This is a genomic window from Microcystis sp. LE19-8.1F (genome assembly GCF_027531715.1).
GTDB lineage: Bacteria > Cyanobacteriota > Cyanobacteriia > Cyanobacteriales > Microcystaceae > Microcystis > Microcystis wesenbergii_A.
Map to the genome: position 1 here is coordinate 23,146 of NZ_JAPZSO010000085.1, position 20,832 is coordinate 43,977.

At 43.3% G+C, this 20,832-nt stretch carries 21 protein-coding genes, 1 tRNA gene, 1 other RNA gene and 1 pseudogene; 14 read left to right on the plus strand and 10 right to left on the minus strand.

All coding sequences use genetic code 11. The features are described from left to right. Nucleotides 1-36 precede the first annotated feature (36 nt). A pseudogene (locus tag O9334_RS09300) lies at nucleotides 37-321 on the plus strand (AvaI/BsoBI family type II restriction endonuclease); the annotation flags it as partial. 20 nt (nucleotides 322-341) lie between these two features. Here O9334_RS09300 and ruvB read toward each other — a convergent pair. After that, complete coding sequence (gene ruvB / locus O9334_RS09305) at nucleotides 342-1,418, minus strand: Holliday junction branch migration DNA helicase RuvB (protein ID WP_045358487.1); 1,077 nt, start codon at nucleotides 1,416-1,418, stop codon at nucleotides 342-344. A 23-nt stretch (nucleotides 1,419-1,441) separates the two neighbouring features. Here ruvB and hisF point away from each other — a divergent pair, with 23 nt between their 5' ends. From hisF to O9334_RS09325, 5 genes are all read left to right on the plus strand, one after another. After that, entirely contained in the window at nucleotides 1,442-2,206 is a 765-nt protein-coding gene (gene hisF, locus O9334_RS09310; protein ID WP_045358486.1) for an imidazole glycerol phosphate synthase subunit HisF, read from the plus strand. A gap of 342 nt (nucleotides 2,207-2,548) precedes the next feature. Beyond that, nucleotides 2,549-2,749 carry a hypothetical protein gene (locus O9334_RS09315; RefSeq protein ID WP_002796074.1) on the plus strand — a complete coding sequence of 67 codons (201 nt, stop codon included), beginning with the start codon at nucleotides 2,549-2,551 and terminating at the stop codon, nucleotides 2,747-2,749. A 119-nt stretch (nucleotides 2,750-2,868) separates the two neighbouring features. Then, nucleotides 2,869-2,941, plus strand: a tRNA-Ala gene (locus O9334_RS09320). A 250-nt stretch (nucleotides 2,942-3,191) separates the two neighbouring features. Beyond that, entirely contained in the window at nucleotides 3,192-3,386 is a 195-nt protein-coding gene (locus O9334_RS23135) for a hypothetical protein (protein WP_072024799.1), read from the plus strand. A 57-nt stretch (nucleotides 3,387-3,443) separates the two neighbouring features. Further along, nucleotides 3,444-4,541 carry an AI-2E family transporter gene (locus tag O9334_RS09325; protein ID WP_045358485.1) on the plus strand — a complete coding sequence of 366 codons (1,098 nt, stop codon included), beginning with the start codon at nucleotides 3,444-3,446 and terminating at the stop codon, nucleotides 4,539-4,541. Between the two features lie 105 nt (nucleotides 4,542-4,646). Here the strand turns inward: O9334_RS09325 and O9334_RS09330 are convergent, their stop codons facing one another. Then, entirely contained in the window at nucleotides 4,647-5,486 is an 840-nt protein-coding gene (locus O9334_RS09330; protein ID WP_287999976.1) for a reverse transcriptase-like protein, read from the minus strand. Nucleotides 5,487-5,715: 229 nt separating this feature from the next. Here O9334_RS09330 and O9334_RS09335 point away from each other — a divergent pair, with 229 nt between their 5' ends. The 3 genes from O9334_RS09335 (at nucleotide 5,716) to O9334_RS09345 (ending at nucleotide 7,466) form a co-directional block, all read left to right on the plus strand. Beyond that, nucleotides 5,716-5,949, plus strand: a complete 234-nt coding sequence (locus tag O9334_RS09335; protein ID WP_287999978.1) for an Asr1405/Asl0597 family protein — start codon at nucleotides 5,716-5,718, stop codon at nucleotides 5,947-5,949. Nucleotides 5,950-6,002: 53 nt separating this feature from the next. Further along, nucleotides 6,003-6,578 carry a (2Fe-2S) ferredoxin domain-containing protein gene (locus O9334_RS09340; RefSeq protein ID WP_287999980.1) on the plus strand — a complete coding sequence of 192 codons (576 nt, stop codon included), beginning with the start codon at nucleotides 6,003-6,005 and terminating at the stop codon, nucleotides 6,576-6,578. Between the two features lie 237 nt (nucleotides 6,579-6,815). Next, nucleotides 6,816-7,466, plus strand: coding sequence for a DUF3782 domain-containing protein (locus tag O9334_RS09345; protein WP_287999982.1), 651 nt, complete (start codon nucleotides 6,816-6,818; stop codon nucleotides 7,464-7,466). 36 nt (nucleotides 7,467-7,502) lie between these two features. On the opposite strand, the gene O9334_RS09350 is transcribed toward O9334_RS09345, so the two are convergent. The 6 genes from O9334_RS09350 to O9334_RS09375 all read right to left on the minus strand — a co-directional run bounded on the left by O9334_RS09350 (nucleotide 7,503) and on the right by O9334_RS09375 (nucleotide 15,078). Then, nucleotides 7,503-8,774, minus strand: coding sequence for an MFS transporter (locus O9334_RS09350; RefSeq protein WP_287999984.1), 1,272 nt, complete (start codon nucleotides 8,772-8,774; stop codon nucleotides 7,503-7,505). A gap of 9 nt (nucleotides 8,775-8,783) precedes the next feature. Next, an RNA gene (ffs, locus tag O9334_RS09355) (signal recognition particle sRNA small type) lies at nucleotides 8,784-8,880 on the minus strand. An 86-nt stretch (nucleotides 8,881-8,966) separates the two neighbouring features. Further along, entirely contained in the window at nucleotides 8,967-10,103 is a 1,137-nt protein-coding gene (locus tag O9334_RS09360) for a DUF58 domain-containing protein (protein ID WP_190380586.1), read from the minus strand. 1,568 nt (nucleotides 10,104-11,671) lie between these two features. Continuing rightward, nucleotides 11,672-12,691 (minus strand): long-chain acyl-[acyl-carrier-protein] reductase, encoded by a 1,020-nt coding sequence (locus O9334_RS09365; RefSeq protein WP_045358472.1) that lies wholly within the window; start codon nucleotides 12,689-12,691, stop codon nucleotides 11,672-11,674. A 147-nt stretch (nucleotides 12,692-12,838) separates the two neighbouring features. Next, nucleotides 12,839-13,534, minus strand: coding sequence for an aldehyde oxygenase (deformylating) (locus tag O9334_RS09370; protein ID WP_045358471.1), 696 nt, complete (start codon nucleotides 13,532-13,534; stop codon nucleotides 12,839-12,841). 623 nt (nucleotides 13,535-14,157) lie between these two features. Then, the gene (locus O9334_RS09375; protein WP_287999989.1) at nucleotides 14,158-15,078 is read right to left on the minus strand and encodes a LysR substrate-binding domain-containing protein; all 921 of its coding nucleotides are present in this window, start codon (nucleotides 15,076-15,078) and stop codon (nucleotides 14,158-14,160) included. A gap of 147 nt (nucleotides 15,079-15,225) precedes the next feature. On the opposite strand from O9334_RS09375, the gene O9334_RS09380 reads away from it, so the two are divergent. Both O9334_RS09380 and O9334_RS09385 read left to right on the plus strand, forming a co-directional pair. Further along, complete coding sequence (locus tag O9334_RS09380) at nucleotides 15,226-15,909, plus strand: cadmium resistance transporter (RefSeq protein WP_045358469.1); 684 nt, start codon at nucleotides 15,226-15,228, stop codon at nucleotides 15,907-15,909. Nucleotides 15,910-16,046: 137 nt separating this feature from the next. Beyond that, nucleotides 16,047-16,481, plus strand: a complete 435-nt coding sequence (locus O9334_RS09385) for a YidH family protein (RefSeq protein WP_002762666.1) — start codon at nucleotides 16,047-16,049, stop codon at nucleotides 16,479-16,481. Between the two features lie 10 nt (nucleotides 16,482-16,491). On the opposite strand, the gene O9334_RS09390 is transcribed toward O9334_RS09385, so the two are convergent. Next, the gene (locus O9334_RS09390; RefSeq protein WP_045358468.1) at nucleotides 16,492-17,289 is read right to left on the minus strand and encodes a sulfite exporter TauE/SafE family protein; all 798 of its coding nucleotides are present in this window, start codon (nucleotides 17,287-17,289) and stop codon (nucleotides 16,492-16,494) included. Nucleotides 17,290-17,573: 284 nt separating this feature from the next. Between O9334_RS09390 and O9334_RS09395 the strand changes: the two genes are divergently transcribed. Further along, nucleotides 17,574-18,578: a sulfate/molybdate ABC transporter ATP-binding protein gene (locus O9334_RS09395; protein WP_045358467.1), complete on the plus strand. Its 1,005-nt coding sequence runs from the start codon at nucleotides 17,574-17,576 to the stop codon at nucleotides 18,576-18,578. A gap of 130 nt (nucleotides 18,579-18,708) precedes the next feature. Here O9334_RS09395 and O9334_RS09400 read toward each other — a convergent pair whose 3' ends face one another. Next, nucleotides 18,709-19,251, minus strand: a complete 543-nt coding sequence (locus O9334_RS09400; protein ID WP_045358466.1) for a pentapeptide repeat-containing protein — start codon at nucleotides 19,249-19,251, stop codon at nucleotides 18,709-18,711. Nucleotides 19,252-19,536: 285 nt separating this feature from the next. Here O9334_RS09400 and rfbF point away from each other — a divergent pair, with 285 nt between their 5' ends. Both rfbF and O9334_RS09410 read left to right on the plus strand, forming a co-directional pair. After that, a complete protein-coding gene (rfbF, locus tag O9334_RS09405; protein WP_045358465.1) occupies nucleotides 19,537-20,367 on the plus strand; it encodes a glucose-1-phosphate cytidylyltransferase in 831 nt (276 codons plus the stop codon). Between the two features lie 32 nt (nucleotides 20,368-20,399). Continuing rightward, nucleotides 20,400-20,633, plus strand: coding sequence for a GDP-mannose 4,6-dehydratase (locus O9334_RS09410; protein WP_274518330.1), 234 nt, complete (start codon nucleotides 20,400-20,402; stop codon nucleotides 20,631-20,633). Nucleotides 20,634-20,832: the final 199 nt, after the last annotated feature.

Sequence of the window (20,832 nt, forward strand, 5' to 3'; positions counted from 1 at the left end):
TTCCTCTCCCTCGCTTAGGGATTGAAACAAACCTGACAATCTCCTGATTTATACATTGCTTTGGGAGAATTGAAAGGTGGGATTGATCCCGCGGGAGCAGATGAACATTGGAAAACTGCTCGTACTGCTTTGCAGAGAATTGATGATGCTTTTAGAAAAATATCTAAGCATCCTTATACTTTTTTTATCAGCACTGCTATTGAAACAAAAATGGCTAGGGAAATTTATCAGCAATTAGAGACGAAAAAACTCACCAATGCCCCTAACTTAACCAATGATAATCCACTGGTTTCAATTATGCGTTGGCTATGCCATCTTTAACCTAGTTAACAGCTAGACAATTACAACTCAAACAAAGGCAAACTTTGATAATTATTTTTTGGCAATTTTGCCAGTAAACCTAAATGTTCGTAGGCGGCAGCCGTCACCACGCGACCCCGGGCAGTACGATTAAGATAACCTATTTGTAATAAATAAGGCTCATACACCTCCTCGATCGTCTTGGCATCTTCTCCCGTGGCTGCCGCTACCGCTTCCAATCCCACGGGTCTGCCTTGAAACTGTTCGATCATCGTCTTTAATACTAATCGATCGGTCCAATCTAAACCCATAGAATCCACATTTAATTGATTTAATCCCTCAGCGGCTAACTGGGGGGTAATCATAGTTTCTCCCTTCACCTGCACATAGTCGCGCACCCGTTTTAATAAACGATTGGCAATGCGTGGAGTTCCCCGACCGCGACGGGCAATTTCGATCGCACCCGCTTCAGTCATGGGAATATTAAAAATAGTGGCACTTCGGAGAATAATTGTGGTCAATTCCTCGACTGTATAGAAGCGCAGACGTTGAATCATGCCAAAACGGTCGCGCAAAGGCGAAGTTAAAGAGCCAACTTTGGTAGTAGCACCGATTAAAGTAAAGGGAGGTAAGGAAATACTGCGAATTTTTGCCGCTTGACCCTTGCCAATCGTCACATCCAGCCGATAATCCTCCATCGCTGGGTATAATAACTCCTCCGTTACCCGATTCAGTCGATGAATTTCGTCGATAAAAAGAATATCCCGGGGTTGAAGATTGATCAGGATGCCGGTAATGTCCCGGGGACGCTCTAAAGCGGGGGCGGCAGTAATGCGGCAATTTACTCCCATCTCAGCCGCTAAAATTAAAGCCATGGTGGTTTTTCCTAACCCCGGCGGTCCGTAGAAGAGCAAATGATCGATCGCTTCTTGTCTAGCTTTGGCCGCGGCGATGGTGACTTTTAGATTAGCCTTTAAGTCCTGTTGACCGATATAATCCTCTAGGGATTGCGGACGAATCTGCGCTTCTGCTTTTTCCGTTTCTTCTATAGTGGGATTGGGAGTGAGCAGATTTTCCTCGGCAGCCGGGGGGGAATTGTGCGATCGTTTGATGGCCATTGTTACAATCAAGAGTCTAGGATATGTTAGCGAAGCGGATTTTGCCTTGTTTGGATGTCAATAAAGGTCGGGTAGTTAAAGGAGTTAATTTCGTCAATCTTCAGGATGCTGGCGACCCCGTGGAGTTGGCCCGCTTGTATAATCAGGCAGGGGCCGATGAGTTGGTTTTTCTTGATATTACTGCTACCCATGAAGATCGCGACACGATTATTGATGTAGTCTATCGTACGGCGGAACAGGTTTTTATTCCTCTGACCGTGGGTGGCGGTATCCAATCCTTAGAAAATATTAAAAATTTGTTAAGAGCCGGGGCCGATAAAGTCAGCATTAACTCGGCTGCCGTGCGCGAGCCGGAATTGCTCGATCGAGCCAGCGATCGCTTTGGGAAACAGTGCCTTGTGGTGGCGATCGATGCTAGACGACGTAAGGATGTGCATAACCCCGGTTGGGAGGTTTATGTTCGGGGTGGACGCGAAAATACGGGTATTGATGCTTTATTATGGGCGCAAGAAGTGGAAAAACGCGGGGCGGGTGAGTTGTTAGTTACCAGTATGGATGCTGACGGCACGCAAGCGGGTTACGATCTGGCCTTGACAAAAGCGATCGCGGAAAGGGTGGAGATTCCTGTGATTGCTTCGGGAGGAGCAGGTAATTGTCAGCATATTTACGAAGCATTGACGGAAGGGCGGGCAGAAGCGGCTTTATTGGCTTCTTTGCTCCATTATGGTCAATTAACCATCGCTGAGGTTAAAAATTATCTGCAAAATCAACAGGTCCCCGTGCGTTAGCCCGAAAATGAGGGACAGATTTGCAGAACTTAATCTAGTGATTGAGTCGCTTTTCCGGGATAAGGATTTCTTCAGGCTTAAACCCAAGAATAGCAAGGTTTAGACCTAAGCTAAGACACATTTTAACCGCTTACTGTTGCCGCTTGCCTCTTGCCGCTTGCCTCTTGCCTTATGTCAACAAGCAATTTAAATTCCCGGGCAGCTTATTACTGAAAGCTAATGGCTGAGGGCTGACAGCCTTGATCGAGAAACCGGCAAAAAATCCCTGTTTTTAACTTCCCTCCGATTATCCCCAGGGAAAATTATGTATTAGAATAGAGGAAAGTTAACAAAATTTAAAATATGTTAGTTCCGATTCTCATCTTTGACCTCGGTCTTGTGGCTTGGTCATTGCATCTGATGCAGCAAGCGTTCGACAAGCAAGAGTTTTCCTTGATGCTGGCGGGAACCTTGGTGGCAGCAGCGGCAGCGGCTATGTTAGTAGTTTATTTCCTCATGGGTCACTGTTTAACCTATTTAACCCAAATTCCGGCTCCTGTCTAAATGGGGGCGATTGTTTTACCATTGTCTTATCAGCGATCGCCTTTTGAGTGACAAATTTTTTTCTCGTCCCCCCTTGACAAAATGATTCTATTTAAGCTATATTCAAAAATGGTCTTCAAGGGGTTATAGCTCAGTTGGTAGAGCACCTCAATGGCATTGAGGGGGTCAGCGGTTCGAATCCGCTTAGCTCCATACAGTTAGGATAAGAGTTTCAGGGTTACTGGAACCAAAAAAGTAACGAGGAGATGGTAAATTGAAAGGGGATTTCTAGTTAGAAAAGTCTCTTTTTACCTCGATACTCTCTCAGGACAAAATTAATAAACCTCTTGCATAATTAATTTTTGAGGGTTCAAAAACGGCAAAAACAAGGATTAAATTACATAAAATCTGGAAATAGACCGTTTAATTGATTATTATTCATTCTTAATTCTGGCTCTTCGGTTTGTCTTATGCAACGGACAGGGTTATAGGGAATGAAACTCTTATAGAGAAAGGCACTTGGCGATTTTTGTCAATTTTTTTCGATCTAGAGCGAACTAATCAATTAAATCTTTTGCCAGACAAGGATTTAGTCGATTTATGCCACCCTATCGAACCATACCAAGTAACGAAGAGCCTTAATTCTCCTGACTACTGACTACTGACTACTGACTCCTAACCCTAACAACAATTTTTGATTTTTACAAGAGGTCTAATGATAGAGCTTTTTAAGCAACTACCTCGTTGGTTGCGGCTAAGTCTAGTTTTTCCGCTCTTATTTCTCAATGGTTGGTTATTATTCCAATTATTTAGCTATCTAGAACCCTTAGTCAGTATTTTTGTCACTGCTAGTTTACTAGCTTTTGTCTTAGATGTTCCCATCAAACTGCTGCAAAGACGCGGGGTTAATCGCAGTGGTTCGATCGCTATTGTCTTTTTAATTGCCCTATTAATTTTGATTGTTTTAGGTTTAATTTTAATTCCCCAGATTGTCGAGCAATTAAGCAGTTTAATCAATAGTTTGCCCCAGTGGATCGAGTCGGGAACCGAACAGATACAAAATTTAGAAAAGTGGGATAAAACTCAGAAATATGCGATTTATATCGAGCAATCAATCACCCAGTTATCGGAACGACTAACCAATGTTTTACAAACTCTTAGCACGCAATTACTCAGCTTTGTGCTGGGAACTATCAACAGTATCCTAAACATTCTCTTTGTTCTGGTTCTAACTGTCTTTCTGGTTCTCTATGGCGAACAAATTTGGGAGGGAATTTTTAGCTGGATTCCTGCTCCCTGGAATTTCAAATTAAGAACGATTATTCGTCAAACTTTTGAAACCTATTTTGCTGGTCAAACCATTTTAGCGGGAATTCTCAGCCTTGCTCAAATTTTTGTTTTTGTGGTTCTCAAGGTTGATTATGCCCTATTATTCGGGGTGGCGATCGGTCTAACTACATTAATTCCTTTTGCCAGTGCCTTTACCATTATTGGCATTAGTACCCTACTGATGTTTCAAGATTTTTGGTTAGGGTTAAAAGTTTTGACCCTGACCATTATTGTGGGTCAAATTAATGATAATGTCATCGCCCCTCGGTTAATGGGAGGTATGATCGGACTTAATCCCGTCTGGATTATTCTATCTCTTTTTATCGGGGGCAAAGTGGCAGGAATTCTCGGTTTATTGATAGCAGTTCCCATCGCTAGTGTGCTGAAAAGTACCATCGATATCATCCGCTCGCAGCAACGGGAAAAAGAACCGGTAGTTTTCCTAGAAGAAACGGTGAAAAATTCCTCAGAGGAGGGCAAATAACAATAAATCCTGTTTTTTCAGTGAACAGTAAACAGTAATGAGTGAATTGAAAACTCACATCTGCTAACTGCTAACTGATAACTGATAACTGATAACTGATAACTGTTATGAGCGGCTAATTTCTTCGAGAATAGCCATCGCTTCTGTCACCCTATCCCTAGGGATAAATAAATGATCGTGATAATAACCGGAAATGACATTGACGCTAATTGCCGCTTCGGACAGTTTCTCACTAATCACCGCTAAAAATCCCACCGCCGCTAAACTAGAATGCACAGAAAGAGTAATTTGTCTATAAATATATTTGTACTGTAATCCTGTGCGATCAGCCTGCTGACGGGGAATAATCACCGTTATGCCTTCCTCTTCCTGAAATTGGCAGATAGGGGTTAATTGTAGCTGTTCTAGTCCTGTTGCTGTTAGGGAAGAGAAAACGAATTCTTCGGTATTGAGGATTGGTTTCAGGGATTGGAGCAGAATATCGAGATTAGTTTCGCCTTCCTTCGGTTTTTCTGGCGATTTTTTCGCCGCATCCATACAATGATTAGCAGCAGCGTCAGCCACACTATTTTTAGCTCGTTCAATCCAGCACCAGCTAATGCGATCAAATCGGGCGACTAATTGACAAGCACGCTGATAAAAGGGACGTAAACTATCGCTTTTTACCTTCCAGTCTCCCTTAACTTGATTGATGACTAATTGACTATCTCCACGAATTTCTAGGCTTTTTAAGCCTAATTCTTGGGCTTTTTCCAATCCAATAATCAATCCCGTGTATTCGGCCTCGTTATTAGTGGCTATCTCCATATATCTAGTCGTAGTCAAGGAATTACCCTCGGCTAAAACTATTACCGCTGCACCCGCTGCTCTCCCCGGATTGCCGCGAGAACCACCATCAAAATAGAGAATTGCTGAATTATCGGTTTTTTGAGCTTTTTTATCCATAATTTTCGTTAATAAATCTTGTTATCTCCATTTTTATCTCTTTGACAATTGTAGGCGGTAGGGATTCCTGTCGGCAAAGCGGACAAGGCAACGATAGCAAGATTTTAGCCGATCGCCGTCACCGGGTAACTTTTTTTCTTCGGGTTATTGACAATAATTTGCAGTTGTCGGTTATACTGAGAACATCAGCCTAGAGTTATATTGCTAATAGTTCTCAATTAAAAGCTCCATGAGTATAGACAAATGGCCATCGGAAGGTGAGAAAATATTCAATCTTAGTGCTTGCGATCGCTGGCAGGTTGACCACCGGCTGCAGGCCCTGGACATTGAAGGTAAATGCTCGCTCCATCAGCCTTTGCCGGTTCGCATCGATGGACCGGCTCAACTTTTACAGCTGTGGATTGTCCTGCGACAGGTAGGGGTTTCTCGAGGCTGTTTAATCGCTTGGCTGGAAACCTGTTGACAAGCATAATCTTTGAGAAAAATTAGCAATCTGAGAGTAAAAAGTAAGAAATTATGTCAAAATCTGCAACTGCCATGGTTCCCTTTCAAGTGGTCGGTCAATTCCTCGGTTTTGTCCTCAAGGACGGATATAAGGTAAAATACCTGAGAATCAGTGTTGATAAACGGGAATATTGGTTGAAGCCCGAAAAAACACTGCGAGACCACATACCTCTTAATATTGCTCTCCACTCATGGCTAAAAGTGACGGGAGAAAGTAGTCTTTGTTCAAAAAAGGGAAAATTAAAACTTAGGGTACTAGGGATTGAGCATTTATCCGGCGAAAAAACCCCAGAAGTCACCCCGGCAAAAGCGCAAAAAGCCACCGTCTTAATCTGTCAGAAGTCCGATTGTTGGAAAAATGGCGGTGCGAGAGTCTGCCAAAGGTTAGAGAGTGGTTTAGAGGAAAAAGGACTGGGAGAAGCGGTGAATATTAAATTAACTGGCTGTTTAAAACAGTGCAAAAAAGGCCCGAATCTGGTGGTTATGCCCGATAAAAAGCATTATAATCAGGTAGCTCCCCAAGATGTCCCCTCCCTAATCGAGCGGCATTTTGCCACTTCTGAGCAAGGGAAGAGCCTATCAGTTTAACCGGAAATTTAATCGATCTTTTTTGTGCATCAAAGGGAGGAAGTGCCTAAAATTGTCATAAATTAGGGGTAGAAAAAGTCAATTCTTGCCGCCGATAATTGATTATCAGGGTAAGCTCATCTAAAATCCTATAAGATGTACTGGACAAAAAAGAGAGCATGGAAGGTTAAAAAGTAGGAAGTATCGGCGCGATTGACTAAAATAACAATAGACTAGATCGGAAGGAAACAATTATTTATGGCAACCACATCCGAAGACGTATGGCGACTCTTAGCCGAATTAACTGCCGCTCAAAAAGAAACTGACCGACAACTCAAGGAAACTGACCGACAACTTAAGGAAGTTAGTCAACAACAGAAGGAGACTGAACTACTATTGAAGGAAGTTAGTCAACAACAGAAGGAAAACGCCCAACAACAGAAAGAAACTGACAAACAACTCAAAGAACTGGGCAAACAAATTGGGGGACTCGGTGCAAAATTCGGCAGCTTTACCGAAGGACTTGCCCTTCCTTCAATGGAAACGATTCTCGGACAACAATTTGGTATGGAGGTTATCAGTCCCAGTGTCCGAGTCAGTAAAGAAGGACAACACCTAGAAATTGATGTTCTTGCCTATAGCAATGGTGAGCTAAATACTGCTTATATCGTTGAGGTTAAAAGTCATGCTAGACAGGAAGATATTACTCAATTAAAAAGTATTTTGCAACGGTTTCGCCGCTTTTTTCCTGAACACAAGGATAAAAAACTCTATGGCATATTAGCGGCGGTTGATTTATCCCCAGAATTACGCGAAAAAATTCTGCAAGAAGGGCTTTATGTGGCTCGGATTCATGACCAAGTATTTGAATTAGATATTCCCGATAATTTTCAGCCTCAAACCTATTAAATAACCCTGCTCTAGGAAAAACTTTTTCAGTAAGCTTTATTGTAATTGTCCGCGCAGAGCATAACGATCTTTTTCTAAACCGAAAGCGAAGAGAAAAGAATGGCGTATAGTGGGGTTAGAGAGAGTAAAAAAGAGAAAGAGAGCGATAACAGCTAATCCTGACGATAAACTAAACATAGTTTCGTAGGAAACTGCTAAAACCCCCAGAATTGGACCGGCTAAGGCTGTTCCCACATCAAAACCGCCGATACAGATAGAATAGGCCCGGCCGCGTTCTTGGGGCCCAGAGCGATCGGAGATTAAAGCCAGTAACATAGGGAATAAAATCCCCCCTCCCGTACCTTCGAGGATAGCGGCTAAAATTAAAGCGGAGGAAGATCGGGCAGAAGATAGAACCAACATGGATAAACCATAGCAAAAAACGCTAATAGTGATGAATAAACCCCGTCCATAGCGATCACTGGCTCCTCCCGACAAAATCCGTCCGATTACGCCCGATAGTGCCGCACAACTGTAGAATAGACCAGCACTGAAAGGGATCTGATTTTCGATGAGAAACAGGGGTAAAAAAGCGACTAAACCGCCGAATAAAGTCCCCACCAGTAGAAAAACTAAGGTGGGGACTAAAAAAGCTCGCTCTTGACATAATGCCCAGAAACTGCGCTCAATTGTCTGATTTTCTGCCTTCATTTCGGCTAATTTTTTCTTGAAGTCCGGTTCTTGAATGGAGAAACTCAGGAGAAAGGCGATCGCTCCCGAAGTGGCGGAAACTAGAAATAAACCGTTATAACCGATCGATTCGTAGAGATAACTGCCTAAAGCTGGACCGATTCCCATGCCTATGGGTGCAGTTAGGCTCATATAACCAATTATCTCTCCCCGTTGACGAACGGGGGAAAAATCCACCACTAGCGTACTGTAACCGGTGGTAAAAGCGGCGATACTGAGGCCATGGTAGGCGCGGACGGCGAATAAAGAGGAAAGATCGCGAAAAAATAGATAACCGAGGGGTGCGGTAGCGGCGACAATAGTTCCAAATAAAACCACTAATTGGCGACTGCGGCGATCAACTAGATTGCCTAACCAACTGCGCGATAAAATTAAACCGATAGCAAAGGCCCCCATGACAAAACCGATATCTTGTTTGCTACCGCCTAGGGAGTCAATATAGGTGGGGAGAGTGGGGAGGAGAGTGGTGATACTTATCCAGAAAAACAGCGCCGTGACGAAGAGGAAGAGTAGTTGACTACGAGTCTCGGCAGTAAGCGATCGAAAAGTTTTGAAAGCGTTCACAACAGCGACCGTCACAGGCAACAAAAAGACCCGGAGATCACGCCAGTCACAAGCATCCCGTATTGCTGCTACCTTCCGGTCCTGACAAGGTTAAGGCGTTGCGATCGCATGAGTCCGAGTCTTTTTCATCATAACATCTTTTTCGGGGATACCGGTATTTTTTTCTGGAGAATTTCCTCTCAATCTAGACTGTGAACGGAAATTTTCTCAACGAGGGGGTTTTTGCAATTGTTGTTGTAGAGAAGTTTCCGGTTCGATCGCCAATCCGCTAAACTGTCGGATTAAGAGTGAAGGACTCTCCCTAGAATCGGCAGCGAGGAAAAATAACCAACGGCTGCCGGGGGTGAGTTGTTCGATGGAATTGAAGTTACTTGTCAACCAAATTACAGGTAAATTAGGCAGATTGGCGTTTTTTTGACTAGCTTTTGCGTCTATACTGGCTAAAGTCTCTAAAATGACCCTTTCCCCCTGAATTAAACCCGTTTCACCGGTCCAGAGTTTCACATTTAATTGCCGACGATGGGCATAAAAATAGAGGGAAGCAGCGGCAATAATCGCCCGTTCAAAACTGTCTTCTTGCCAATCACAGAGGGTATCGAGACAGATAATCACTTCCTGTCCTCCCGTTAACACTTCTAATTCCCGAATTTGCAATTCTCCCAAACGGGCGCTAGTTTTCCAGTGAATTAAACGGGTAGAATCCCCGTGGCGATATTGTCTCAGGTTACGGGTAAGTCCTTGACTAGCCCTTTGATAATAGCGATTATTTTCTAATTTTTGTTCCATCTCTTGACCGAGGGAATCGATCAGGGGACATTGTTGTAAGGGTAAAACTTGGGGATAAACTAAAGCTTTAGCCGCTGCTTGACTACAACGACGACACCAAAATAAACCGAGAGGGGCTGCTGTTCTTAATTGTACTTCTTGCCAGTGATAAATACCCCGTTTACTGGTGGGTAAATAATAGGTCCAACGATGGCAACTTTTGGGGGCAATCGCTTCTATTGGGGTTATTTTTGGCTGATCGAGAACTATAGGCAGCATATCTGTCACTTCTAACAGATTTATCGGCTGATTGCTAGTATTTTCTATCTCTAGGCTAATACTAAGATCGTCTCCCGCACTTACGGGTACAATGGCAAGACGACGCACTTTCAGGGGAAGAAGGGAACGACGGGGTAAAATTATCGATAAAATTAAAACAGCGATCGTCGTGCCACAGATAGCATACAACCATCCCGCCATGGTATTAGTCGCCGCTCCGAAAAAACAGAGGGTAATGCCAATGATTACCCCACCACCGTAAGCGGGTAAAATACCGCGATCTTCTAACCAAGTTTTCATCAGGAAAAAATCTAGTTCTAGTCAGGGTTTAGTGGTTTTGTCGTCTTTGCTGGAAGGCTAAAAATCAGGCCCACACTTCTAGAATTACCCCAAAAGCCCTGAGAAACTATCAAGGATATCGGACTGATCAGCTAAGGAAGTTCTCTTCCTTGCCACTCTTGCCATTTTTCTTAACAAAACTTAACAATTGATGGCAAAATTTTGCTTGCTTTTGTCTGGAGATTTTGGGATAATATTTTTAAAAGAGTTTATTTATAATGGTAATCTAAGCATTCAATGGTAAACACGACCATCCCATTATATGACAATCATAACCCAAGCCGCCGTCAAAGTCAAGCCCTCACTCCTAATTATTTAGGGCTGGCTGAACAAATCTAAAAACCTTGTTGGATAAGACTTTTAGACTTTTTTGAAATCCAAAAGTGCCTGGCATGGGAGTGATCAGGGGGAAACTTCAGGTACTTTTTCCCTGAAAATTGAGTAATTGACCAGATGAGATCGGTAAAACCCTACACCCCAGATCCCACGACAAACTTTTTGCCGCAAACCCTAGATTTAGTCAGGGTTTATTGGTTTTGTCGTCTTTGCTAGAAGGCTAAAATTCAGGCCCACATCTCTATAATTCCCCCAAAAGACCTCTAATCAGCGAAGGGAGTCCTATCCCTTGCCACTCTTAGGATTTTTCTTAACAAAATTTAACAATTGATGGCAAAATTTGGCTGGCTTTTGTGGGCAGATTTTGGGATAATATTTTTAAAAGAGTTTATTCATAATGGTAATCTAAGCACTTGCCATTAAACACAAACATCCCATTATGAGACAATCATAACCCAAGCCGCCGGCAAAGTCAAGCCCTCACTCCTATTATTATTAGATTTCTTGCATAATTAATTTTTGAGAGTTCAAACTCACCGTTCGCTCATTTCTCGAACCGAAAATTTGATAAATTGTCTCAAATGCAGTCTAGCAAACGCATTGAGCGTTCTACTCGAATATTTATTAGTACAAAAAGACCATTTGGAAGTTAACGAATTGATCAGGGTTTGAGCGAGTCAATTGGCGATCGCATTCGGCACTTTTCTGCTTACCTTATTCGCTAAAAAGCATACAGGATAAAGGTTAAAGCAATTTTAAAACCCTTCCCTTAAAAGAGTAAGCGAACAATGAGTCGAAGGCTCTGCCTTAAAGTAGTATTCAGGTAGAACCTCAACAAAGCGTTCCCAGGTAGAACCTGGGAACGCGCTAAAATTCAGGACCACATCTCTATAATTCCCCCAAAAGACCTCTGATCAGCGAAGGGAGTCCTATACCTTGCCACTATTGGGATTTTTCTTAACAAAATTTAACAATTGATGGCAAAATTTGGCTGGCTTTTGTGGGCAGATTTTGGGATAATATTTTTAAAAGAGTTTATTTATAATGGTAATCTAAGCATTCAGTGTTAAACACGAACATCCCATTATGAAACAATCATAACCCAAGCCGCCGTCAAAGTCAAGCGCTCACTCCTAATTATTTGTCGCCTGAAACTTCTAATTCCCTGGTCGGTGGGGGGTTGGGGATATTAGTTAAAATAACAAAGGTTGAAAACCGTGTTTGCGGGAAGCTGCGCCGATTTGTTCCATTTTAGGGACGGTAATTTGATTGCGTCCCCAAGAAAAATTAGTTTGCCAACCCTCCAACTCTAATAAAATCGCCTCGGCAAAACAGGCAAACATTTGACGAGAGGGAATATCCATATTAACGATTTTCATAATTTTCCAGTCAATATCGAGGGAATGCTCGACAATGCCGCCCTTAATCACCGAAATATCGGGGGCATTTAACACCGTGCCTAAATTTTTCGGATAACCACCATCAATAATAATACAGGGGCGCTTGAGTTTATCCACATCAATTTCCACCCCTTTAGGCATACTAGCCACCCAAACAATGATATCAGCTAGGGGTAAAGCCTCCTCTAGGGGAAGAATTTTACCGCGTCCTAACTCCTCTTGGAGAGATTGTAAACGCTCTTGATTGCGTGCCACATAGATTAGTTTTTTTGTATCGGTTTTTTCATTTAACCAACGACAAACGGCGCTGCCGATATCTCCGGTTGCCCCGCAAACCACGACGGTAGATTGAGCTAAATCGATGCCCATTTTTTCAGCGAGGGTTTCCACCTGAGTGCAGATGACGTAAGCGGTGTGGGTGTTACCTGTGGTAAAACGGCCAAAATCTAGCTCGATATTCCGCACCTGTCGATTATCTTTGAGATTAAATTCCTCGAAAATAATTGAAGAAAAACCACCGAGTGCGGTGATATTGATATCACTTTTTTGAGCGAGTGCCATGGCATTTAGCACCTTACGAATAGCAGACTTTACCCAACGATTCGACAACATCTCCGGTAAAAAACAGGATTCGATATATTTCCCTCTGATGGTTTGCCCCGTGATGCTGGTGACATGAAAATCATCGACAATTTGCGGGGGGGCAGCACACCAAAAATCTAATCCCTGGTTAGCATATTCAGGATAACCTAGATCGTCGGCGACCGATTGGGCGTGTTCTAAACTGGTAAGATGACCTATAAGACCAAACATTGATTGTTCTTTCGTTAGACTAGATGGCACTAGATAAAAATGAGGATATTGCTAAGAAATCGTTAAGACTCTTAAATATATTACACAAAAGCGCCGCTCTGTGTTGAGCGGCAGCAGGGAAAAAAAGGAAATCTAGAGACTCAAGCTTTAGACAGCAGTTAATCCGTAGGCAGACATCCGCATAATATCACGGGTGCTGAAACCAATATTGCTTAAAGCTTCCCCGTAGCTAATCATAAAGTCTTCCACGAGGGCCTCTTTTTCCATACCGAGGACGCGAGCATCATCCTCGACTTGATTGAGCATTCTCCAGACAATGGGAAGATTAGCGCGATTTGCCGCTTCTAATTCCTCTTTAGCGGTTTCAAAGTTCGCTTTTAGCCATTCTTCGCCAAAATTGAGATGTAAATATTCGTCTTTAACTACGCCTTCGGTAATTTTACGCGCAAAAGGATCGGCAACAGGAATATAAATATTATAGGCAGCGATCGCAAAAGCTTCGATAATCAAAGATTGGATCAATAAACAGGTGACGATTTTACCTTCTGCGTAGGCAATTTGGAAGTTATCGTGCAGAGAGGAAAAGAATTCTTGAGCATACTCCATATCAGGAGTGATTTGCAAATTTTGGCCGCAAGCTTGAAAACCCTTCATGTGACGGTTTTCCATTTTTGCCAGACGGTGTAACTCTTCTTTGTTATCGGCAAGGATGTCTGCTAATTGAATATAATTGCTATTGGCCTCGTATTCGCCTTCAATAACGATGGCATTAATGCGACTATAGGCTGATTTATAGGTTTCGCTAGTGAAATCAAGCTCTAATGGTACAGCAAGCTCTGGCATAAACTCGATTGACTCCTATTTCTGACGAGATTTTTCCGACGTTCTTTCCAGTCTAGGGTAAGCTTTCTAGATGGAGTTATCTTTTTACGAGTCTAGCTCGATCGGTCTTTTTTGTATAGGTTGCCCTGAGAGGCTTACTTCCCAAGTAAGCTAGGCAATTTTGATAGCCTTCACCCCACAACCCTGACAGCTGTGCATTAGACATCTATTCAATCACATTTAACAGCGTGCCTCAAATCGTCTTCGACCTCTTCACCACAGTTTCAACCCTCAAGCGCCAACTAAACCCATCTAAATCCACCGAACAAGAAACCACCAAAGTCGGCTATATTACTGAACTTCCCCGTTGACAAAAAGCGACAACTTTTGCCGGAGGAGGGATTAAGAGAATTTCTGCTGCCCCGTTACTGAGTACAAATTAAAGAAACCCCTAATAAATCTAACACCTTTTGTTGCAGAGAAGTCGGTCGAGTTATCTTGAAAAACGTACACTCTACTCTGTTCAAACAAATCGTCCCCAAGTCCTCCAATTCACTACCCCTAATCTCTCTTTTTTGCCAAAGATAATTTCCCTGACATAGCTTTATTTTCTCTCGGTTTAATTTTTGGTGACTTCTATCAGATTACAACATCTGCTCGAAAACTTGACAGACGCGGGGTTGAAAGCGCTGACGGTGTTTTATTTTTAAAAAAGGGCGCGTAAATTCGAGATAGCGAGGGGATAAACCGGAAGTATCGATGACTCGAATCGATCGCAATGTGCCTAATTCTAATTCCTTTTGAACCATCAATTCGGAAATCCCGGCAGCTGCCGAACTATTCTCGATGATTGCCTTCACCATTTCTCCCGTATTTAACAGCAAAGTCACCTTTAATGTCCGTAAATCGATGCCCCAATTCCGTAGCGCTTCCTCGAATCTTTGTTGAGTTCCCGATCCCGATTCTCGCATTACCCAAGGGGTTTCCACTAATTCCGGCAATTCGATCGCTTCTCTTTTATACCAGGGATGAGAACGTCCGACAATAATTAATAGGCGATCGCTGCCGACGCTCTCCTGTTCTAAACAATGTGTTAAATCACTCTTGACTTCTCCCTCGATTAATGCTAGGTCAAAACGTCCGTTAGCCGTACCCAGACAGATTTCTTCCGTATTAGCTAGGGTGCAATTGATCTTAATTGCCGGATAGCGCTCCTGAAAATCGCTAATTTTTGCCGGCAGCCAATAGTTACCAATAGTCAAACTCGACCCTAATTGTAGTTCTCCCCGTTGCAAGTCGTTGAATTCCGCCAATCCCCTTTCTGTCAAAGTCACCTGGGTAAGAATGCGTTGCGCTTCTAATTGCAGTAAACGTCCTGTTTCCGTGATCTCGATATGACGACCGACGCGATGGAATAATTTCACCCCGTATTCATTTTCTAGGGAGGCAATGGCGGCACTGACGGCCGGTTGGGTGATATATAAAGCTTCTGCTGCTTTGGTGAAGTGGAGATGTTCAGCAGTCGCTAGAAAGATTTCCAGTTGATCTAGGGTCATTCTGGCCATGGCAAGGAGTTTTTCCGTCTCTATTGGTCTTTCCATCATTTTAATTTATTAAATCAACAAGAAAGAATATTTGATTTTATTAATGGCTCTTTCTAGAGTAGAAGTAGGGCGATCGAGACCAGAAGAGCCGATTAAGAAAAAAATCCTATGACTACCATGATTACTGCCATATCCACAGCAATAGCGGCGTTTATTGCCACTAATCTCGATGACATCCTGATTTTGACGATTCTTTTCGCCCAAGTCAATAAACTTTTTCGCCGTCGTCATATCGTTATCGGTCAGTATTTAGGCTTTATACTGCTGATTTTGGCGAGTTTAACCGGCTTTTTCGGGAGTTTCTTGATTCCGGCTCAGTGGATTCGTTTTCTCGGTCTGTTACCCGTGATTTTCGGGATTAGGAGTCTCTGGCAGCGAGAAGAAACCGAGACGGATAATAATGTGGAGATGGCTGTAGAATCAGCACCGTCTTCTCCTTTGGCGGCCTGGTTTTCCCCTCAAACCGGCGCTGTGGCGGCAATTACCATCGCCAATGGCAGTGATAATATCGGCATTTATCTGCCGCTGTTTGCTAGTAATACCTGGCCAAATTTAGTCACTATCGTCAGCGTTTTTCTGATCTTGGTGGGTGTTTGGTGTTTTACTGCTCATCAGTTGACTAAATTACCGGCGATCGCTAATTTAATTACCAGTCACGGCAGCCACTTTGTCCCCTGTGTGCTGATCGGTTTGGGTGTGTTTATGATCAAGGAAAGTCTTCTCCTGGCTTTCTTGGCCTTATCCTTAAGCTATGGATGGGCGCTTCTCCAGCAGCAAGCAGAATCTATTTAATTTTTAATTCAATACAAATACATCTAAAAAGAGATTTTAGATTTTTTCAATACCATCTATAACTCAAGTGCCATAGAATAACATCATCTTATCTTTTCAAGCGGTCAACTTGAAACCGCCCCCTAGCCATCTCGATCATGTTATTTTTTCTCAAATCGCCAGTGACGGAAAGCAAGACCAGCATTAAACCGAAAAAAGTCAATCCCAATCGAGTCCGCGATCATCTGGCCAATGAACGCACCTATCTGTCTTGGATGCGAACGGCGATCGCATTAATGGGTTTTGGTATGGTTATCCTGCGCTTACGGGCCTTTCATCCTCCTCTGGTTCCCAGGCCCGGTTATGGTTGGAAATTAGGCTTAATGTTTGCTTTAGTGGGTTTATTGACCGTATTTTTGACCACAGCCCATTATTTTACAGTCAGACGAGATATAGATGAAGATACCTACGAACCAGCCGATCGATGGGTGCTACTATTTAGTTTAGCGATCGTTATTCTCGGTGCGGGAATTATCTATTTTGTCGCCACCAGTCCCGATCTGTTGATGGGTAGTATGATGACCTTCGAGTGAACTCTGGGGATTAGGTTGGTTGGAGTAAGCGCCAACTGACCGTGACCAGAATAGTATAAAGCAGTATTTTTAGGGCATTTTTGGGGAAATATTCCGATAATCTTGCTCCCACTACTACCCCCGGTATTCCACCCAACCAGATGGGAAGTACCAGATTCCAATCTACCGTTCCTAATCCCAGATGACCAATGGAAGTACAGGTTAAGAGGATGGACGCTTGCGATAGATCTGTACCGACTAATTTGCGAGAATCAAGGTGAAAAAAGGTCATCAAGACCAATGCAAACAAGGAACCACTGGAAATACTGGTTAAACCGACCAAATAGCCTAAAACTGCCCCTAATATCGTTGTTTTTATCTGACCAGAGCGAGTGGTTAAATCTAATTTTGGCCAGGACCAAGGGGACAAATCGGGAAAAAATAAGGAGATTAGTAGTTCCAGGGCCGCTAGGACAGTCACGATCATCAAGACAAGGCCGATGATAGGAGGCAACCATTGATCGAGATTGAGGGAGCTATTCTGCTGAAAATAGCGAAAACCGACTAATCCTAACAGAGAACCGGGTACACTGCCAATTACTAGCCATTTTACCACTTCTAACTCGATCGTTTGCTGTTGCCAGTGACGAACGGTGCCGACCACTTTCATCAACCCGGCCGCTACCACATCGGAACCCACTGCGGTGGTAGCGGGAACCTGAAATACAAAGATCAATAGGGGTGTAATCAAGGATGAACCGCCAATTCCCGTTAATCCCACGACAATTCCGATAAAAAAGCTAAATATTGTCAATAAAGAATAGTCCATTTTTGCCTCAGTTGTCTCTTTTCTCCGGTGTGTTTCTGGTGGTTAAGGGACAAAATTAGTTAATTAAGCCTTTAGAACCGACTAAAAGAGCAAAAAACAGTAATAGTAAGCTTTTATCGCTGTTTAATCTTTTTAGTCTCTGTTTACAACCAGTAATCTCCGAATCGAAACTTAATTTTCTTGCTATCTTGTAAAATGTGAGTGTATTTTAATACGATTGCGATTGAATCATGGTTAAAATACGGTCAAACCCTATACATTTTTTTGCCAGAGGATTAGCTACCGTGAGCATCATCATCGAGCGAGTATCGAAAAAATTCGGCACCTTTACTGCTTTAGACAACATCAACCTAGAGATCAAATCGAATCGTCTGGTGGCACTGCTGGGGCCGTCCGGTTCAGGAAAAACCACTCTCCTGAGAGCGATCGCAGGATTAGAACCTCCCGACACAGGCAAAATTATCATCAACGGCAAAGACACAACCAATTTAAATGTCAGAAAAAGGAACATTGGCTTTGTTTTTCAGCATTATGCGCTTTTTAAACACCTGACGGTGCGTCAGAATATCGCTTTCGGTTTAAAGATTCGCAAAGCTGCCCCGGACTACATTCAAAAACGAGTGGACAATCTCTTGAGTTTAATTCAATTGCAGGGATTAGGCGATCGCTATCCGGCCCAACTATCCGGGGGTCAACGTCAACGGGTTGCCCTAGCCCGGGCCTTAGCGGTGGAACCAGAAGTATTATTATTAGATGAGCCTTTTGGGGCCTTGGATGCCAAAGTTAGAAAAGAGCTACGAGTTTGGTTGCGACAGTTACACGAGGAGGTTCATGTCACCAGTGTTTTTGTCACCCACGACCAGGAGGAAGCCATGGAAGTGGCCGACGAGATCGTAATTTTTAATGAGGGTAAAATCGAACAGGTGGGAACTCCCGATCAGGTGTACGATCATCCTGCCTCTGCTTTTGTGATGAGTTTTATCGGCCGGGTGAATGTTGTACCACCGACCTCGGCTGCACTATTCGGGCAGCTCGGAGGGGGTACTAACGGAGTCAAGATTTTTATTCGTCCCCACGACCTAGAAATTCTCTCTTTTCCCAATGGGTCTAGCATTGCGGCAAAAGTCGAGCGCATTATCCATCTGGGTTGGGCCATCGATGTGGAATTAATTTTACCGGATCGCTCTCTCCTGATTGCCCATCTGAATCGAGAACAACTGGCTCAACTGCATCTCAAGGTCGGGGAGCAAGTTTATGTTCGTCCTCGGGATGCTCGCGTTTTTACTTAAAAGCAAGGACGTTGCTGATTTGAGGTCTGAATCTTCTTTTGTGGGATTTTTCAAACCTAGACCCAAACTAACTTTTGCACGGGAACCTGCGCGGCCGGCATTCATACCTTATTCAGCAACGCCAACTTTTTTAGAACAGATTGGGATCGACACCGATCGCGCCTTCACCGTCCGCATCTTGCAGGTTAGCACCGTCTAACCGAGCATTAGTGAGATTGGCCTTCTCTAAGTCAGCTTTTTGCAGATTGGCGTTGGTTAAGTTTGCTCCTTGCAGGTTGGCTTTTTCTAAATCTGCACCTAAGAGATTGGCCCCGCTTAAATCGGCTCCCGCTAGGAGAGTTTTGCCGAGGTCGGCTCCCTGGAGATTAGTCCCTTTGAGGTTAGCACCCTGTAAGTTTGTTCTTTCTAGATCCGCTTGGCTGAGGTTTGCTCCTTCTAGATTGGCCGAGGACAAGTTTAAATCTTTGAGGCTAATTCCGTTAAAGTCACAACCGACACAGGCGTTAGTTTCCTGTAGTTTTTGCAGATTATCCGCGGCGGCAGCCGGCTCGACCAGAGTAATTTTTGCCGGTGCGCTGTCAGTGGGGGTAACGGCCTTAGCGATGGCAGGGTGGAAGCAAGAAAAAATTGTGATTAGCAATAGACAGAAGGCTGTCAGTAGCGTCGGTTTCATCGTTTTTGATCTCCTTGAGTGATCTTTTTGAGTCTCTGTTTTCACTCTAGGCAATGGCTTTAATAAAAACAAATATTCTTTGTTTTCAAATCCATAAATTCCCTTTATGCAAAGCTGGGAAACCCCCTCGCCTTCCATCACTTTTATTTATTAAAACGACAATTAAGAATATTTGCTTTTATGCTTGTCTCGTACCTAAGATGATATTGGACACAATCGGGAATCCCGTGTTAAACTGCCTCGATAAGATGATGTCACTCTAAAAACCTTTCACTATATAATCTAATGGTAATACAATCGGTCAGTTTAACAGTTAAGGACTATAAGTCTAACCTTCCCGTGGCTATCTTGTGTGGTGGCAAAGGAACCCGACTGCGGGAAGAAACCGAATTTCGACCTAAGCCGATGATTGCCATCGGAAATCGGCCAATTATTTGGCATATCATGAAAACCTATGCCCACTATGGCTTAACTGACTTTATGCTCTGTCTAGGGTATAAAGGGGAAATAATCCGGGACTATTTCTTTAGCTATGATTGGAATCAAAGTGATGTCCTCTTAGAGTTAGGCAATAAAAAAGTGACCAAACTCGATAGTGGACACGAGGAGGAAGACTGGCGTATTTGGTTAATTGATACAGGACAGGAAACCATGACCGGAGGCCGTCTTAAACGTCTCACCCCTTACATAGAGAGAAGCGGAAGCGAGATCTTTTTAGCCACCTATGGGGATGGGGTTTGTGATGTGAATATTGCGGATCTGTTGGATTTCCATTACTCCCATGGGAAATTAGCCACGATGACGGCGGTTCGTCCTTCTTCTCGCTTTGGCGAGTTAATCATTGAGGGTAATTTAGTCACTCAATTCCAAGAAAAGCCCCAAACGGCTGAAGGATGGATTAATGGGGGTTATTTTGTCTTAAATCGCAAGGTTTTGGATTTAATTGAGGGAGATACGACGACTTTTGAAGCACAACCCCTAAGAACCCTAGCCGCTTTAGGAGAACTCGCCGTCTATAGGCATGATGGGTTTTGGCAGTGTATGGATACTTACCGAGAAATGGAAATACTCAATCACCTTTATGACACTGGACAAGCTAGATGGAAAATATGGTAAAGGAAACATTTTAGCTGGGCAAAAAGGTCTTTATTGCTGGTCATACTGGCTTTAAGGGGTCTTGGCGGGCTTTTTGGTTACTCCATTTGGGGGCAGAGGTAAAAGGCCTCAGTTTAGCTCCCAATACCACCCCCGCTTTATTTGACCAGTTAGACTTAGCCCGGAATCTGAGTCACCATCTAGGGGATATTCGAGAGGCTGAGTTAGTGACTCGTTTAATCGCTTCATGGCGACCGGATGTAATCTTTCATTTAGCGGCGCAATGAGCGTCTTATACCGAACTCAAGTCATTGACAGATAGTCAATCCTTTAATAGCAGCAGGCACAAAGTGGACATAGTAAATTCAATACATCTCCAGATTAGGAAAATGCTCAAACAGCAATCAAAAATTGATGGCAGATTTTTGGTAATTGCTGCACTCTTAGGATATTTTGGGTTATTGTATCTAGCTAATTTTTTTGTTC